Origin of the sequence: Corynebacterium mycetoides (assembly GCF_900103625.1) — a bacterium.
GTDB lineage: Bacteria > Actinomycetota > Actinomycetes > Mycobacteriales > Mycobacteriaceae > Corynebacterium > Corynebacterium mycetoides.
Genome location: NZ_LT629700.1, coordinates 1465353 through 1481965, shown reverse-complemented (window position 1 = coordinate 1481965; position 16613 = coordinate 1465353). Strand labels below are relative to the sequence as shown.

Here is a 16613-nt window from a genome sequence, read left to right as displayed (position 1 = left end):
GGGCTCGTCCTTCTAGCGGGATGCGACCAGCTTCACCACGCCGCGCCAGCCCAGCATGAGCAGCGCGGACATGGATGAGGCGACGAGGACGAACGACCAGTGGGGCAGTTTGCCGCGGTAGAAGCCCCAGATCACGAGCCCCGTGACAATCGTGATCAGCCAGATCAGCCAGCCGCGGTCTTTGCGCGTGACAAGCCACGCGAGCGCCACGCCGGCGGCGAAGGGCGCAAACGTCTCCAGCCAGCCGGCGAAGGTGAACTTCATCTCCTCGGACCTGTGGGCGGCGCGGGCCAGGAGCGCGAAAGCGGCCACGGCTGCGAAGTCGGCCGCGACGGCGTAGCTTTTCTTCAACATGCGGTACAGCCTACGCAGCGTGGGCGGGTTTGCCCAGCATGTAGCCCCGCCCCGCGTAGGCCGCGGCGTAGACGATCCACCCCGCGGCGGCGACCAGGACGAAGGACACACAGCGGTAGATGAGGGCGGCCGCGGTGGCGTCGACAAGCGTCATGCCCCCCGCGACGAGGGAGGCCGCGGCGACGGCTTCCACCGTCCCCACTCCGCCGGGCGTGACCTGCGCGGAGCCCGCCAGCTTGGTCATCACGAACGCCAGTGTCACCCCCGCCACGGTCGTCTCGTTTAGCCCGGCGACGGCGGTGGGCGCGGAACCGCCGACAGCCCAGACGGCAAAGTACATGATGGCGAGGTCGAAGAGCCGGTTGAGCAGGGACAGCGCGGCGGCGGCGAGGAACCGCGTGCCCGAGATGCGGATGCGCGCGACCTCCTCGATCACGCCGACGAGCCTGTCGCGCACCCGCGGCGGAACGTGGCGCGCCCAGCGCGTGAGAGCCGCCGGGTGGCGGGTGGCCCAGTAGAGGAACGCCGTGGTGACGACGGCCAACGCGAGGGAGACGGCCAGAGCTGAAATGGACAGTTCGGCGCCCAGGAACATGACGGCCGCGATGCCGATCACCACCAGCCACACGGTGGAAATGGCCCCGGACAGCACGAAAAACCACCCGCACACCCCCGCCGACGCGCCCCACGAGCGCTGTACGCGAAACGTCAGCCACGCTGAGAGCGCCGGACCGCCCGGGATGGAGACGGACCAGGCGTTGGAGGCGAGCGTGATTGCACTGGTGCGGGGCAGGGTAGCGACGCGGCCTTCGACGTTGATGAGCAGCAGCATCACCGCGGACATCGCGATGATGGACGCGAACGAGCACGCTACGGCGGCCGCGACGGGGGCCGGGGACGCGTTGCGCAGCACCTCCCACGACTCGCCCAGGAAATCCAGCTCGTCGCGGAACACGAACGCGATGAGAGCGAGCCCAGCCAAGGGCGCGAGCCACCGCAGCCAGCGCCAGTAGACGTCCCTCACGGAGCTAGCGGCCCACGCCGTCTGTTCCGTCGGGGCCGGACTCCTCCGACAGGCGCCGCATCAGCTCGTGGAAGGGGATGAGCTCGGCGTTGTCCTCCACGGAGACGCCGCCGCGCACGGGCTGGGTGTCCACCACGGTATCCGCCACCGCGACGTCGCCGGTGCGCAGGGCCGTCGAGCCCGCACCTGCGGCGGACGACGGCGGCAACGCTCGCTGCGCGGGGGCTGCGGCGAGTGCGCCGGGGCCGGCCGGGCCGCGCTCGGAGTGCTCGCCAATGGCGGCGTAGGCGCGCTTGACCCAGCGGGGAGCCCACCAGTTGTCCTCGCGCAGCAGGTGCATGACGGCTGGGACGAGCAGGAGGCGGATGACGGTGGCGTCGAGCGCGAGGGAGAAGATCATGCCGAAGGCGATGTACTTCATCATCACGATCTCGCTCATGGCGAACGCCGCGGCCACCACGATCATGATGGCGGCTGCGGCGGTGATGATCCCGCCGGTGCGCGCCGTGCCGTACGCAATGGACCCGTCGGTGGACGCGCCGTTGTGCCGGGCTTCCACCATGCGGGAGACGAGGAAGACCTCGTAGTCGGTGGACAACCCGTAGAGGATGGCGATGATGAGCACGAGCACCGGGCTCATCAGCGGGCCGGGGGTGAAGTTGAGCAGGCCGGAGCCGACGCCGTCGACGAACACGAGGGTGAGGAACCCAAGCGTGGCGCCGATACCCAGGATGTTCATGATCACCGCCTTCGCCGGCAGGATCATGGAGCCGAACAGCAGCGCCATCAAGATGAACGTCGCCGCCACCATGTACAGCGCCATCCACGGCAGGCGCGCCAAGAGCGCCTCAATCGACTCGACCTCCATGGCGGGGGTGCCCGAGACGTAGAGCTCGACCCCCTCGGGCGCCTCGATATCGCGCAATTGCGTGACGACGCCCTCCCCGCCGTTGCGGTCCTCCAGCGGCGCGGACAGCACTGTTGTGCCATCCTTCGTCGGACGCGACGGGGCGAGGGGGGACGCGAGGCCGGTGACCTGGCGCGCCTGCATGACGACGTCGACAAGCTGGTTGTTATCCGCGCCCACGACGACGAGCTTGACCGGGTCGGTGCGGAACGCGGGGAAGGTGGCGTTGAAGTCGTCCTGCGCCTGGCGGGTTTCCTGGCTCGGCGGCAGGTAGGACTCGTTGATGCCACCGAAGGTGATGCCCACCATGGGGACGCTGAGCAGAATCAGCGCGGCGGCCGTGCCGGCGACGACGGGTTTGGCGTGCCGCATCGCCCAGGTAGGGACGCGGTACCAGACGGTGTCTTCGATGCGGCGGCCGGTGCGCGAGGTCCTGCGCACCGCCCACATGTCGATCCTGCGCCCGAGCAGGCCGAACAGGGCGGGCAGGACGGCCACGGAGATGACGGCGGCCAAGATCACGGCGGCGATGGCGCCGTAGGCGACGGATTTGAGGAAGGCCTGCGGGAACATGAGCAGGCCGGAGAGCGCCACGCCCACCATGAGCGCGGAGAAGAACACGGTCTTGCCGGCGGTCGCGGCGGTGACGGCGACGGCCTCCTCCACGTCCGCGCCCTTGTCCAGCTCCTCGCGGAACCGGGAGACCATGAACAGGCCGTAGTCGATGGCCAGGCCGAGGCCGAGCAGGGTGATCACCGACTGCGAGAACACGTTGACCTGCTGGAACTGGGCGAGGATGGCGAGCAGCGACAGCGAACCCACGATGGAGAGCACGCCGACGATAAGGGGCATCGCGGCGGCAACCACCCCGCCGAAGACCCACAGCAGGATGAGGGCGACGAAGATGAGCCCGATCTTCTCGGCGCGCGCGATGTCGTTGGCCATCCCCTCGTCGAGGGCGTCGGCGACGGCGGTCGCCCCCGCGATCTGCACCTGCGCGTCGCCGGGCAGCTCGATGGCGTCGAGGGCGGGCTCGATGGTGCGGAAGTCCTTCAGCGTCTGTTCCCCGTCGCCGCGCAGGCCGATGGCGGCGAACGCCTTGGTGCCGTCGGGCGAGATCTGCTGCGGGTTGGGGGAGGAGAAGTAGCTGTTGATGTGGTCGATCTGTTCCGGAAACTGCTCCTTTAGCGCCGAGATCTGCCGGTTCGCGGCGTCGAAGACCTCACCCTCGGCGACCCCGGAGGGTGAGGTGACAAGCACAATGACGTCGCCGGAATTGTCCCGGCCGAACGTCTCCTGCTCGATCGCGGCGGCGGTGGTGGAGTCCGCGCCGGGATCCTCCCACCCCTCCTGGGAGAGGCGCTCGCCGAGTTTCGAGCCGAAGAAGACCTGCATGGCCACGATGATCGCCACGAGAACCACCGGGATGATGCGCCGGTGGCGGTACGCGAAACGGCCCCAGTTATAAAACACGCGCGCCCCTTACGCCTGGACCGCGGCAGCGCCGCGGGAGTTGTGCAGCAGCGCTGACAGGGGGCGGAAGGGCTGCAGCCAGGCGCCTTCGTCCGGCAGCTGGTCGAGGTTGATGCGGGGCAGCGGCTCGCGGAACACCCCGGGGATGTCCTCGAGATCCACGAAGGTGATGGCCGGGTCGGTCACCGCCCAGGAGGCGTGCTCGTGGAAGCCGATGACGGTGACGGGCACGCCCTCGGCGGTCAACTCCCCGATGGTCTCCAGGAAGTTCTGGCCGTCGGCGGAGGCGACGACGAGCCCGCGCAGCACGCCCTCGTCGCGGCGGCGCTCGATGTGGGCGATCATGTCCTGGTCCACGTCGGAGTCGTCGTCCGTCTTCGGCTTGGCAAAGACGGCGAAGCCCACGTTGCGCAGCGCCTCGACCCAGGGGCGCACGACGTCGGCGCCCTGGGGGGCGATGTTGGTGAACACGGTTGCCTCGGGCTCTATCCGCCTGCCCTGCTCGGTGGAGGCGTCCACGGCCTGGCCGATGAGCCAGCGCCCGATGGCGTCGAAACGCGGGCGGTACGCGGCCGTGGGGCGCCCGCCCAAAATTGCGCCGAGGCCCATGTCCAGGTTCGGCGCGTCCCAGACGAGGAGGAAACTGTCGGGCCCGGCGGCCGCCCCCGGGTTGTAGGGGTGGGTCATCTCGTGGAGGTCGTTCATGATGTGAATCCCTACTTCTTCGTCCAGAGGTACTCGCGGATGATGTGGTCCTTATCCAGACCCTTGCCCTCGAATTTAGTGATTACCTGGCGGTCCGTGAGCACGGGCGCTTGCGGCCACGGCCAGCCCTTGTACTCAAGCATCGGTTCCACCTCGACCAGCTCGTCGATCCATTCAGCGTAACCGGCGTGGTCGGTGGCCACATGCACAACCCCGCCCGGTTTGAGCCTGGACGCGATGAGATTGAGCGTGCCGGATTGGATGATGCGGCGCTTGTGGTGGCGCGCCTTCGGCCACGGGTCGGGGAAGAAGATGCGTACTCCGTCGAGGGACTCCTCGCCGAACATCCGGGCCAGCACTTCCACTCCGTCGCCCCGGATCATGCGGATGTTCGAGATATCCCCGCGCACCACGGCGCCGAGCAGCTTGGCCAGCCCGGGCTTGTACAGTTCGACCGCGATGATGTTGGTGTCGGCCTCACACGGTGCCATCGCCGCGGTGGAGGTGCCCGTGCCGGACCCGATTTCTACGATGGTCGGGTGCCCGGAGCGGCCGAACCACGAGTCGATGTCCACGGGGGTGTCGTCGAGCACGCGGCCGAGGCGCGGCCAGTGCTCCTCAAAAAGCACCTCCTGGTTGTCGGTGAGCGTGCCGCGGCGGAAGGTCACCGACCCCAGGCGCGGGTAGTCGAGACCGGTGTCGAACTCGGTCTGTGGCGGGCGGCCGTGGGGGAGTTCGCCCGTGCCGGGGCGTTCAGTTGTAGGGAAATCAGAATTATTCATCACGTTAATTGTCCACATGACGTGCGCAAACGCAAGTTTGTGGGTGGGGGTTCGGACCGAGGGTGACGGGCTGGGCGCATCGCCCCTATACGGGGGTGAAAGCGGTTAAGAGGCCCGGGTATACATTTTTGACTCCGCCGGTGCCGACATTTGCGCAGGGTATGGGCCCATTAGCGGGCCCGATGTGGGCACTCGTCACCCCTATGCGGGGGTGGGACTCGGGCGGAGACGGCAGCATTTTGGGTGTGATCGGTCACTGGTAATAACCGGAAAACGGCGTCCGGGCATCGGTGTTATGCCAGCAAAGACGGGTTTTCGATAGGCTGTTCTTCTACAGGAATGTCCCCCGTGGGATACATCTGGGGATAACCAGCTGATGAGAACGGCAGTAGGCACAGGAAGCGCAGGAGAGTACATGACCACCGCAATCAAGGGGATGGCGCAGGAAGCGCCGACCGACAACGAACACCTCATCGCCTGGGTTAATGAGGCAGTCGATCTATTCCAACCTGACAGCGTGGTCTTCGTTGACGGCTCCCAGGAGGAGTGGGACAGGCTCGCCGCCGAGCTGGTGGACAAGGGAACGTTGATCAAGCTCAACGAAGAAAAGCGTCCCAACTCCTACCTCGCCAGGTCGAACCCCTCGGACGTCGCTCGCGTGGAGTCGCGCACGTTCATCGCCACCGAGGAGGAGGCGGACGCCGGCCCGACCAACAACTGGATGAAGCCCGCCGCGCTCAAGGAGGAGATGCTCGAGCACTTCTCCGGGTCCATGAAGGGTCGCACCATGTACGTCGTCCCCTTCTGCATGGGCCCGATTACGGACCCCGACCCGAAGCTCGGCGTCCAGCTGACGGACTCCGCGTACGTCGTTATGTCCATGCGCATCATGACCCGGATGGGGCAGGAGGCCTTGGACAAGATCGAGGGAGACAACTTCGTCCACTGCCTGCACTCCGTCGGCGCGCCGCTTGCCGAGGGCGAGGAGGACGTCGCGTGGCCGTGCAACGACAGCAAGTACATCTCCCAGTTCCCGGAGACCAAGGAAATCTGGTCCTTCGGCTCGGGCTACGGCGGAAACGCGATCCTGGCCAAGAAGTGCTATGCCCTGCGCATTGCGTCCGTCATGGCCAAGGAGGAGGGGTGGATGGCGGAGCACATGCTCATCCTCAAACTCATCTCGCCCGAGGGCAAGAGCTACCACATCGCGGGCGCCTTCCCCTCCGCCTGCGGCAAGACCAACCTGGCAATGATCACCCCGACGCTTGAGGGGTGGAGCGCCGAGGTCGTCGGCGACGACATCGCCTGGATGCACCTCAAGGAGGACGGCCTCTACGCCGTCAACCCGGAGAACGGTTTCTTCGGCGTGGCGCCGGGCACCAACTACGCCTCCAACCCGATCGCGATGCGCACGATGGAGCCGGGCAACACCCTGTTCACCAACGTCGCGCTCACCGACGACGGGGACATCTGGTGGGAGGGCATGGACGGTGAGGCGCCAGAGCACCTGATCGACTGGCGCGGGCACGACTGGACCCCGCAGTCCCACCACGACGCCGCCCACCCGAACTCCCGCTACTGCGTGCCTATCGAGCAGTGCCCGACCGCCGCACCCGAGTTCAACGACCCGGCAGGTGTGAAGATCGACGCCATCCTCTTCGGCGGCCGCCGCCCCGACACCGTCCCGATTGTCACCCAGGCGCACGACTGGGAGCACGGCACCATGATGGGCGCAATGCTCTCCTCGGGCCAGACCGCGGCGTCCTCCGAGGCCAAGGTGGGCGCCCTGCGCCACGACCCGATGGCGATGCTGCCGTTCATGGGCTACGCCGTGGGCGACTACTTCCAGCACTGGATTGACATGGGCCGCAAGGGCGGGGACCGGATGCCGGAGATCTTCCTGGTCAACTGGTTCCGCCGCGGCGACGACGGCCGCTTCCTGTGGCCCGGGTTCGGCGAGAACTCGCGGGTGCTCAAGTGGATCATCGACCGCATCGAGGGCAGGGTCGGCGCCGAGGAGACCGTCGTGGGGTACACCGCGCGCGTCGAGGACCTCGACCTGAGCGGCCTCGACACCCCGGCCGAGGATGTCGCCGAAGCGCTCTACGCCGACCCGGCCCTGTGGGCCGAGGACATCGAGGACTCCCGCGGATACCTGGAGGGGCTGGGCAAGCGCGTCCCGCAGGAAATCTTCGCAGAGCTGGACAAGCTCGAGCAGCGCGTGACCGAGGCGCGCTAGCGCGTCACCCGGCGGGCTTGCGCAGCACCAACGCGAGGTTGGAGGTGGCGAACTCCCGCAGCACGGGAACCCGCGCCACCCACCACGCCCAGCGGGGGTGGTAGCGGGGAAACGCCACGCCGGGCAGCCCGGTGGACCGCGCCCAGCGCAGCCCGTCCGCTGCGGAGACGGCGAACAGCGACTCGCCCCAGACGTTTTTCGGCTGCCTGCCGTGGTGTTGCGCGTACCTGCGCCGGGCGAACTCCCCGCCCACGTAGTGCTCCCACACGCCGGTCTCGTGGCCCCCGAAGGGTCCGAGCCAGACGGTGTAACTGAGCACCACGAGCCCGCCGGGCGCGCAGACCCGGATCATCTCCTCGCCCATGTCGCGCCAGTTCGGGATGTGCTCGGCGACGTTGGAGGAATAGACCACGTCGAAGGCGGCGTCGGCGAACGGGAGCGCCGCGCCGTCGCCACGCACGGCCCCGTAACCGCTCAGGCCGGCCGCGGACATTTCTGAGACGCTGGGCTCCAGGCCCACGTACCACGCGCCGCGCCGGGCGAACTCGGAGGCGAAATATCCCGGCCCGCCCCCGACATCCAGGACCGTCTTGCCGGACAGGGGTGCGCCGGTGAGGTCGGCGCACAGGGCGTCGACAAGCTGGGCGGTGTCACGGGCGAGCCCGCCGTAGAAGATCGCCGGCCGGAATTGCTCGTAGGTGAACGAGCGCAGAAGCCGCACTGAACGCGGGAGGGTGGCGAGGCGGCGGGTACGGTACACACCTATGAAGATAGTGCTGCTGTGCTGGCGCGATAGTACCCACCCGCTCGGCGGCGGCTCGGAGCGCTATATCGAGCGGGTGGGGGAATACCTCGCCGCGCGGGGACACGACGTGGTTCTACGCACGTCCTCGCACACGGACGCTCCGCGCAGGTCGATGAAGAACGGGCTGCGCATCGAGCGCGCCGGCGGCAAGTACAGCGTCTACCTGCTCGCGCCGCTGGCGGTGTGGCGGCACCGCCCCGACGTGGTTGTGGACACGCAAAACGGCGTCCCGTTCTTCGCGCGCGCGTACACGCGGGCGGACACGGTGCTGCTGACGCACCACAGTCACCTGCGGCAGTGGCCGGTGGCGGGGCCGATTATCGGGCGTCTCGGGGCGTTTTTGGAGCGCCGCGTCGCCCCGCGCGTCTACAGCGGAGCGCAGTACGTCACTGTCTCCGACGCCTCGCGCGCCGACCTCGTCGAGCTGGGGGTCCGCGCCGCCGACATCGCGGTGGTGCACAACGGGGTGGATCCGCTCCCGCCGCTAGTGCCCACCATCCCCGACGACGGCAAGGTGCATCTAGTTACCCTGTCGCGCCTGGTGCCGCACAAGCGCATCGAGCACGCGATTGACGCGGTGCGCGAGCTCGACGGCGTCGTGCTGGATGTCTTGGGCTCCGGCTGGTGGGAGGACGAGCTGCGCGCCTACGCCGCTGACCTGGGGGATCGCGTGGTGTTCCACGGGCACGTCAACGAGGAGTACAAGCACGCCGTGCTCTCCCGGGCGGCGCTGCACCTGCTGCCGAGCGTGAAGGAGGGCTGGGGCATCGCCGTTATCGAGGCCGCGCAGCACGGCGTGCCCACCGTCGGGTACGTGGAGGCCGGCGGGCTGGGTGACTCCGTGCGCGACGGCACTACGGGCCGGCTCGTGGGAAGCGAGCGCGAGTTCCGCGAGGTCATCGCGCGTTTGCTTGCCGACGCCCCCGTGCGCGACCGGATGGGTGCCCGCGCGCGCGAATGGGCGGCTCAGTTCTCCTGGGAGGAGACTGGCCGCCGATTCGAGGAAGTGTTACTCGCTGTGACGCGGAGCTAGCGTGTCTGCTTGAGCTCCGCATTGCGGAGCCGTTCCTTCATTTCCGCCTCGACGAGGACGGGCACGAAGTCGTCCACCACCGCGTTGCTCTTGTGCTGCGCCTTGACGGAGTCGAAGGTCCGCTCGATCTTCTCCGCGGGGTAGATCTTCCCCCACGCGGTGACGAGGTCTTCGCGGATGTTGCGCAGCGCGCGCTCTCGGATGATGCTGAAGTCGATGTTGTTAGCCATTGTCATTCTCCTGTACGTGTTAGGTGTTGTTTTGTTCTAGGCCGCTGCGGCACTTAGGCTGCGGCGCTGTAGTGGCGGTCGTGGCGGGCGTGCCCGGTGGACATCAAGTTGTTGTACTCTGCTTCGACGAGCACGGGAACGAAGTCGGTGATCGTGGCCTCGGCGAGGTGCTGCTTCAGGAGGGACGCGAATGCGTCGTCCGAGAATGCGGCTCCGTACGTTGCGGCGAGATCCTCACGGACACGTGAGATCACCTTGTTGGTTAATGCGTTGGTCATTGTTGTCACCCTTTCGGTTCTGATCGGGATACACGTTTCCGTGTAACCTTTTGTTAAACTAGAGTTAACTTTAGGCATACACAGTGTCCGTGTCAACTATCTGGTCACTTGGCTCCGTCCAGTAGTGGGTATTTCCCAATCAAACGTCGTAAAGACACAGGTAAACGCGCTAACGTCGCTTCAGTGGCTGCAAATGTGATCTATACCACATGCGCATTGTGCCTGGTCGCGCGGCGGCCGCGTGAGGGTAAACGACGCGTTAACTAGGGCTGCTTGCGGGGACCGTTTACCCGCGCCGTACCGGTGGCCGGGCCGGCCGGTGCCGCCACGGCGAGAAGGGGCGCGGCCCACCACAGCGCGAACAGCGCCAGCCCCGCCGGAGGCAACTGCCGCGCCGGCGCGCCGGTCTCGACGACCCGGCCGTCCGGGTAGACCACCACGCCGATGCCGAGCGCGGCCAGCGCGTCGGTACTACCCGCGCCGCCTGCGTCGCCGGCTATGGCCTGCGCCCGCGACCAGCGGGGCGATGGGGCGTCGACCACGCGGCCGTCGATACGCAGCGCGCCGGACTCGACCACGTTCATCACCTTGGTGGCAGGGTCGACCACCGGCACCCCGTCGCCGCGGGTGAGCAGCGTGGGCCGGTCGAGGAAGAAGACGTCGCGCCCGCGGGCGTCGATAAGCGGCGGAGCAACCGTCACCGGGCGCAATGGGGCGAGCGCGGCGGGCGCGTCCGGCACCTGCAGGAGGGCGCAGGCGAGTGCGGCGGCGGCGACGCGCGGGCGTAGCGCGCCGGCGGCGTAGACGTAGGCGGGGATGGAGAGGATCACCCACTTCTGGCCGTCGCGAAGCAAGCCCGCGCCGGGCAGCCACTCGATGACTATGCCGACCAGGCCGAGCCACGATGCGAGCGCGACGGCGAAACCCACGGACGCGAGGGCGAGCAGGCTCCGCGGCACGGCGCGCCAGCCCAGCGCCAACAGCACGAACAGCGCCACGCCGAAGACGGCAAAGCCTGCGGAGCGCGACGGCGGCACTGCGTCCGCGTTCCAGATGCCGCCCAACCCGAGCAGCGCGCCGAGGGTGCCCACCCACTGCTGCGCGCGCGGCGCGAAGGCGGCCGCCGACTCCGCGGTGGCGGTGCCCGCGCTCAGTGACAGGACACTGGCGCCCACCCACGGGGAACAGAAGAGGACGGCCGCGATGACGTGGCGCGGCCGGGTGGATAAGCTGGCGGCCGCCAGCGCGCCGGTGGGTGTCAGCGACGCCACCCACATCGCGACGACCGAGCCGCTCACCGCGATAAACGGCATCAGCCACGCCGCGACAGCCAGCGACCACTGGCCCTGCAGGAGGCGCTCGACCACGAACGGGTTCCACACCGCCAGCGTCATCGCGGCGGCCCGGCCGAAGGGGGAGGTGCCCACCCGGTAGCCGGCGTAGGCGGCGGCGCATGCGGCGGCGACGACGATGATCCGCACCAGCGTGACCGGGAACGGCGTGAGCGCCAGCACGGCGTCCTGGGGGACGTTGCGCGCCGGCAAATCGCCGAAACCCAGGGAGGCGTGTGTCAGCGCCATGTCCGGCAGAACCACCATGTCACGCAGGGCGAACGAGTGGCCCGGGACCATAAACGGCCAGGTCACCGCCACAATAATCACGGCGGCCCAGGCGCCGAGGAGCTTACCGGCGCGCAACCGCCACCGCCGCCCAGGCCAGCGCAACCACGGCGATGAACCGCGTCACCCACGCCAGGACCTGCAGGACGTGCAGCACCCGCACCTGCCCGGCGGCGTGTGCGCGGGCCTCGGCGCGCGACGCTTCCGACATGCGGAACAGTCCCGTGGCGGGCCCGCGTTCCACGGACCAAGTCTCGTCGAGTACCACACCGGTGCTGGTCTGCAGGTCGATGATCCGCTCCGCGGCGTAGTCCGGCGTTGCGATCCGTGCCCGGTATTTATAGGTGTCCAGCCCCCCAACGCTGCCGGGGCCGACGTAGTCCAGCGCCGCCGGTGCAGTAAGTGTCTGCGGCGCGAACGGGTCGGAGTAGGGGTAGGTGCGGCGCTCCGGCCGGTAGGGGAAGTAGTAGGTCACCCCGCCGCGCCCCGGGACCGGCATCGAGGAGGCGGCCGCGGCGGTATACGAGTCGGTGCGCGCGGCACCGTCTAGCACGATGTTCGCGTCGATCTCGACGGTGCCGGACTTCGCACCCTTCGACGTGGTTGTCTCAACGGACAGTTCCGCGGGCCCGTCGAAGGTGGTCAGCCGGGTCTCACCCGGCGCGATGGTGCGCTGCGCCGCGATGACCACGGGGGAGATCAGGTTCAGCGCGAAGCACACGGCGAGCACCGCGAGGCACCTCACCAGCGTTCGCCTGAGTTCTAGCCCGACTCCTAGACTGTCCATATCGCTAACACTCTACTTCCCGAGCTCGAGGGTCTGCGCGCCGTCGCGGCCCTCGGCATCCTGACCACGCACGTCGCCTTCCAGACCGCGACGTACCACCCGGTGCTGGAGCGTTTCGACTACTTCGTCGCCGTGTTCTACGCCCTGTCCGCCTTCCTGCTGGCCCGCGGCGGCCAGCGCCCGGGTTACTACCGGCGACGCCTCGCGCGCATCGCCCCGGCGTACCTGGCCTGCGTCGCGGTCGTGCTGGCCACCCTGCCGGAGCTCGCCCACATGTCCTGGCCCCAGGCGCTCGCGCAGGTGCTCATGCTGCAGATTTACGTGCCCGACGGTCTCGTCGCGGGCCTGACTCACATCTGGTCGCTGTGCGTGGAGGTCGCGTTCTACCTCGTCCTCCCGCTGTATCTTCGCTTATCGACGCACACCCGAACGCTTCTCCTCTCCATCCTCATCCCCGCCTCCCTGCTGTGGCCCTGGGCAATCGAGGGCGTCTCGGTAGTGAACATGCAGATCTGGCCCCCGTCGTACGTGCTGTGGTTCGCGGTGGGCCTCATCTTGGCGGAGCTGGAGCGCCTCGGCGTGGGGTACCGCGGCCCGCGCTGGCCGTTCGCGCTGCTCTCGCTGCCCGTGGCGTGGTTCGCGGGCGTGGTGGGGCCGGCGGGGCTTACCCATCCCACCCCGGCGGAGTTCAACGCCCGCGTGATCCTCGGGGCGCTGTTCGCCGCGCTGATCGTCGCGCCCTACGTGCTCTCTCCGCGCGATTCCAGCGTTCTGGCCTCCCCGGCCGTGCGCGCTCTCGGGCGCTGGTCCTACTCCATCTTTTTGTGGCACGTGTGGGTGCTGGCACTTGCTTTCCCGGTCCTCGGCGTGCCGACGTTCAGCGGGCACTTCGCAGTCGTACTTGCGTTTACTGTCTTGTTCAGCGTCGCCGTTGCGTATGTGTCGTACGAGCTTGTCGAGGTCCCCGGGGCGCGCTGGATCAACCGGCGCATCGCGCGCCCCGGGCGCTGTGCTGTGGCCGAGCCGCGCCCCCCGCGCCGCCCCCCGCGCTGAGGTCTAGCTACTAGACGTCAGCGGCGTCGGGGCAGTTTTAGCTCCTCGCGACCTGGGGTTTTGCAGTCCCTGTTTCGCTGAGATCTAGCTGTTAGACGTCAGCACACCAGCACCAGCACCACCCCTCACTTATCCGGGAACGCCAGCGCCGCCACGGCCAGGCACCCGGCGACGAGCACGAGCATGGACGACCCGGCGTAACCGGGTGTCGGCCACGGGGCCCGCGCCAGCCACAACCCCATGAACCCGGCGGCGCTGGAGCTCAGCAGCCACGACGGGATGAGCGTCCACCGCCGCGCGGCCCACGCCAACGCCACAGCCAGCGCGCCGGGGGCAAGTCCCACGCCCAGCGCCGCGACTAGAGGGGACGTAGGCGTCGCCCGACTATCCGGCTCGTAGCGCGACACGCGGCGCCACCGCACCCACAGGCACCCGGCCACGGTCAGCAGCGAGAGCACGGCGCCGAGCAGCAGGCTCCACCGGTAGGGGGCGTCGCCGGCGAAAGTCATGGTCAACGGGCCGCTGGTGCCGGGTGGGACGCGGAAGGCCTGCATGCCGGCGTCGATACGCTCGGGCTCAAGCGGCACATCGCCGACGCGGGCGCGCAGGCCGTCGTTGAAGCCGCGGCCGGTGAGGATGAGCTGGTCCCGGTCGCTGGTGCGCACCTCCCCGTCGAACGGCGCCCACCCGGCGGTGGTGACGCCTGATCGGGTCAGGGTGACTGTGTCGGCGTCGGTGAGGATCTCGTGCGTGCCGGCGTCTAAGAAGACGGTGCCGTCGGCCTCTTCGCCGTCGATGGTGGCGGGCGAGGAGAGCTGCCACTCGGCGGGGGCGGCGGTGGTGAAGCGGCGCTGCAGCACGTCGGTGCTGGGGAAGATGCGCTGGAAGAAGTAGGTGTCGGCGGTGCCAGGAACCTCGACGACGCGCGTCACTCCGGTGTCCAGCTCGGAAATGCCGACGGGCTCCGTGAGATCGATGCGCACCGTGTCGCCCGGCACGCTCACGCTGCGCGGCTGGTCCGCCACGAGCGAGACGTCGCGCGCGGTGTCGCCGGAGACCACGCGCACCACTGTGGAGTCGGTCGCGGTAAGCGAGACGCGCCCGCCGTCGACGGTGGAGGCGATCCAGCCGGCGTCGCCGGGGGCGGGCCACCAGGCGGTGCTGTCCAGCCCGTCGAAGGCGGAGGTCAGGGAGCGCGAGGGGTCGGCGCCGCCGAAGGCCGTGGCATCGGCGGCGGAGCTGGACGCCCAGGCCTCGCCCCCCGACATGGTCACGCCGACGCGCGAGCCCGCCGAGGGGTAGTCGGGCAGGCGGTTGCGCACGTCCGAGCCCTCGCCCGGGTGCGCCAGGTGCGCGGAAACGGGGGAGTCAAGCGTGCCGTAGTTGCGGGCGGCCAACGCGGGGGTGTCGGTGACAATCTGCGCGCCCGAGTCCACCAGCCGCGCCGGGAAGTAGCCGTAGCGCTGCCACAACAGGGTCAGGACCTCCCCGCCGCCGTCGACACGCACGGGCTCGTCGGCGGTGATCATCATGCCGCGATACGGCTCGAGCAGGTGGATGTCCACGTCGCCGAAGGAGACCGTCGGCTCGCCCGGCCAGTCGGCCTCGGCGCCGCTGTCCAGGTCCCGGCGCACGACCACCGCGCCGACGCCGATGGAGCGCAGCGCCTCCTCGTCGAGGGCCTGCATCTGGCCGTCGAGACCGCGGATCGCCTCCGGGTCTATCAGCGGCACGGCGTCGCGCACCGCGAACGGGGCGGAGGTCACCGCCTGGATCGGCTCATCGCGCGTCCACCCCCACGTCTGCCGGGCAAACGACGCCGGGGGGACCACGATGGTGCGGGTGCCCGCGGCGTGCTCGTCGAGCCACTTCCCGGCCGCGATCCAGTCTGGCGACACCTCAGTCCACGTGCCGGTGGGCAGGAGCCTCAGCGACCACGCGGGCGCCACCGCCACCGCCGCAGCCAGCGACACCGCCACCAGCGCGGGGGCGCGCAGGCGCGTGAGCGCCCAGCCGACGCCGAGCACCAGCGGCAGGCGCACGAGGGGGTCGAACTTGTGGAGGTTGCGGAACGGGGCCAGGGGGCCGTCGAAAAGCGAGGGCAAAAAATGGGCGGCACCCAGCAGGAGGAAACCGCAGGAGAGCAGGAGCACGAGGTAGCCGCGCCACGGCATGTCCGCGCGGGCCAGGCCGGCCAGTCCCACGGCCGCGACGGCCATGGTGGCCAGAATGAACACCGGCTCCGAGACCAGCAGGAACCCGGCCGTGCGCTCGGTGTCCACGAACGGTGCCCAGCTGGTGGTGCCGCGCAGAATCTCGGCCGGGTTGAGCCAGTGGGTGGTGACATACGCGGACTCGATGAACTCCGTAAACGGCGGCGAGTAGCGGCCAAGCACCAGCAGCGGGCCGAGCCACCACGCGCTGACCGCGAGGCAGCCCAGGCCGTACAGCGCGGCCTGCGGCCAACGGCGTCGCCACGCGAGCAGGACGAATGCCGGCAGGCACGCGGCGATGGTGGCCGCGGCGTTGACCGCGCCCATCATCGCCACCGCGACCAGCGCGGGTGCAACCTGCGGGCGGCGATTGACCAGGGGGATCAGCGTCCACGGCACCAGCGCCACCGGCCACGCCTCCGAGGAAATGGCGGTCAGCGTCGTGAGGATGCGCGGCGAGAGCGCGTACAACACCGCCGGCACAACCCCGGGGATGCCCATGTGGCGGGCCAGTTTCAGGGTGCCCGAGTAGGCGATGCACACAAGAAGCGCCCACCACATCCGCTGCACCACCCAGTCGGGCAGCGGGAGCAGGAAGAACGGCCCCTGCGGGAAGAGGTAGCCGTACGCCTGGTTCTGGATCTGCCCGAGGGTGAACTGGTCCGTCCAGGCGCGGGTGGCGGCGGCGAGGAAGCCCGCCGAGTCCTGGGTGAGGTTGAACTTGGTGTCGGCGGCAACGCGCCCCGGCGGCTGGGCAAACGAGATGAGGGTGAGCGCGACCCAGCCGAGGACGTGGGCGGCGAGCGGGTGCTTGACCGCCGGGTGCGTGAACACCTGGCGCGCCTACTGGCGGGAGCCGTACTCCGGCCCGCCGAGGACGGCCTCGTCGGCGGTGACCGCGTTGCCGGCTGGCACCGTGCTCTGCCCGGAGAACGCGGCGATGCCGATCACGCCGACAATGCCCAGCACAATCCCCATGACGGCGCTGGCCAGCACGGGTGTCACGGCGCGGCGAGGCGCGGAGTCTAGCGGGCGTGTCATGGCGCACAGCTTAGCAGGCGGCGCGGCGGAAACGAGGGTGCGGAGTAGAGTAAGCCGCGTCGAAGGAGGT

At 69.1% G+C, this 16613-nt stretch carries 15 protein-coding genes; 3 read left to right on the top strand and 12 right to left on the bottom strand.

All coding sequences use genetic code 11. The annotated features are described in order from the left end of the window. Positions 1-12: 12 nt before the first annotated feature. From BLS40_RS07075 to trmB, 5 genes are read right to left on the bottom strand one after another with little or no spacing between them, the layout of a single operon-like run. Positions 13-354: a DUF3054 domain-containing protein gene (locus tag BLS40_RS07075; protein ID WP_172808009.1), complete on the bottom strand. Its 342-nt coding sequence runs from the start codon at positions 352-354 to the stop codon at positions 13-15. Positions 355-364: 10 nt separating this feature from the next. Beyond that, complete coding sequence (locus BLS40_RS07070) at positions 365-1378, bottom strand: lysylphosphatidylglycerol synthase transmembrane domain-containing protein (RefSeq protein ID WP_092150591.1); 1014 nt, start codon at positions 1376-1378, stop codon at positions 365-367. Between the two features lie 4 nt (positions 1379-1382). After that, a complete protein-coding gene (locus BLS40_RS07065) occupies positions 1383-3758 on the bottom strand; it encodes an MMPL family transporter (RefSeq protein ID WP_092150588.1) in 2376 nt (791 codons plus the stop codon). Between the two features lie 9 nt (positions 3759-3767). Continuing rightward, entirely contained in the window at positions 3768-4463 is a 696-nt protein-coding gene (locus BLS40_RS07060) for an NYN domain-containing protein (protein ID WP_092150585.1), read from the bottom strand. An 11-nt stretch (positions 4464-4474) separates the two neighbouring features. Beyond that, a complete protein-coding gene (gene trmB / locus BLS40_RS07055; RefSeq protein WP_092150582.1) occupies positions 4475-5245 on the bottom strand; it encodes a tRNA (guanosine(46)-N7)-methyltransferase TrmB in 771 nt (256 codons plus the stop codon). A 415-nt stretch (positions 5246-5660) separates the two neighbouring features. On the opposite strand from trmB, the gene BLS40_RS07050 reads away from it, so the two are divergent. Continuing rightward, positions 5661-7484: a phosphoenolpyruvate carboxykinase (GTP) gene (locus tag BLS40_RS07050; protein ID WP_092150579.1), complete on the top strand. Its 1824-nt coding sequence runs from the start codon at positions 5661-5663 to the stop codon at positions 7482-7484. Positions 7485-7488: 4 nt separating this feature from the next. On the opposite strand, the gene BLS40_RS07045 is transcribed toward BLS40_RS07050, so the two are convergent. Further along, positions 7489-8244, bottom strand: a complete 756-nt coding sequence (locus tag BLS40_RS07045; protein ID WP_092150576.1) for a class I SAM-dependent methyltransferase — start codon at positions 8242-8244, stop codon at positions 7489-7491. Positions 8245-8248: 4 nt separating this feature from the next. Between BLS40_RS07045 and BLS40_RS07040 the strand changes: the two genes are divergently transcribed. Further along, positions 8249-9322, top strand: coding sequence for a glycosyltransferase family 4 protein (locus tag BLS40_RS07040; RefSeq protein ID WP_092150573.1), 1074 nt, complete (start codon positions 8249-8251; stop codon positions 9320-9322). Here BLS40_RS07040 and BLS40_RS07035 read toward each other — a convergent pair. The 4 genes from BLS40_RS07035 to BLS40_RS07020 form a co-directional block, all read right to left on the bottom strand. Next, positions 9319-9552 (bottom strand): three-helix bundle dimerization domain-containing protein, encoded by a 234-nt coding sequence (locus BLS40_RS07035; protein WP_231908410.1) that lies wholly within the window; start codon positions 9550-9552, stop codon positions 9319-9321. The genes BLS40_RS07040 and BLS40_RS07035 overlap by 4 nt on opposite strands. Positions 9553-9605: 53 nt before the next feature. Further along, positions 9606-9830 carry a three-helix bundle dimerization domain-containing protein gene (locus BLS40_RS07030; protein ID WP_092150567.1) on the bottom strand — a complete coding sequence of 75 codons (225 nt, stop codon included), beginning with the start codon at positions 9828-9830 and terminating at the stop codon, positions 9606-9608. 263 nt (positions 9831-10093) lie between these two features. After that, on the bottom strand, positions 10094-11527 hold the full coding sequence (locus tag BLS40_RS07025; protein ID WP_092150563.1) for a hypothetical protein: 1434 nt from the start codon (positions 11525-11527) through the stop codon (positions 10094-10096). Further along, positions 11514-12236, bottom strand: coding sequence for a porin PorA family protein (locus BLS40_RS07020; RefSeq protein ID WP_157672456.1), 723 nt, complete (start codon positions 12234-12236; stop codon positions 11514-11516). Before BLS40_RS07020 ends, BLS40_RS07025 begins: the two co-directional genes overlap by 14 nt. On the opposite strand from BLS40_RS07020, the gene BLS40_RS07015 reads away from it, so the two are divergent. Continuing rightward, complete coding sequence (locus BLS40_RS07015; RefSeq protein ID WP_172808050.1) at positions 12237-13289, top strand: acyltransferase family protein; 1053 nt, start codon at positions 12237-12239, stop codon at positions 13287-13289. Between the two features lie 125 nt (positions 13290-13414). Here BLS40_RS07015 and BLS40_RS07010 read toward each other — a convergent pair whose 3' ends face one another. Both BLS40_RS07010 and BLS40_RS07005 read right to left on the bottom strand, forming a co-directional pair. Beyond that, positions 13415-16336, bottom strand: a complete 2922-nt coding sequence (locus tag BLS40_RS07010) for an alpha-(1->3)-arabinofuranosyltransferase domain-containing protein (protein ID WP_092150554.1) — start codon at positions 16334-16336, stop codon at positions 13415-13417. 9 nt (positions 16337-16345) lie between these two features. Then, positions 16346-16543 (bottom strand): DUF2613 domain-containing protein, encoded by a 198-nt coding sequence (locus tag BLS40_RS07005; protein WP_092150551.1) that lies wholly within the window; start codon positions 16541-16543, stop codon positions 16346-16348. Positions 16544-16613: the final 70 nt, after the last annotated feature.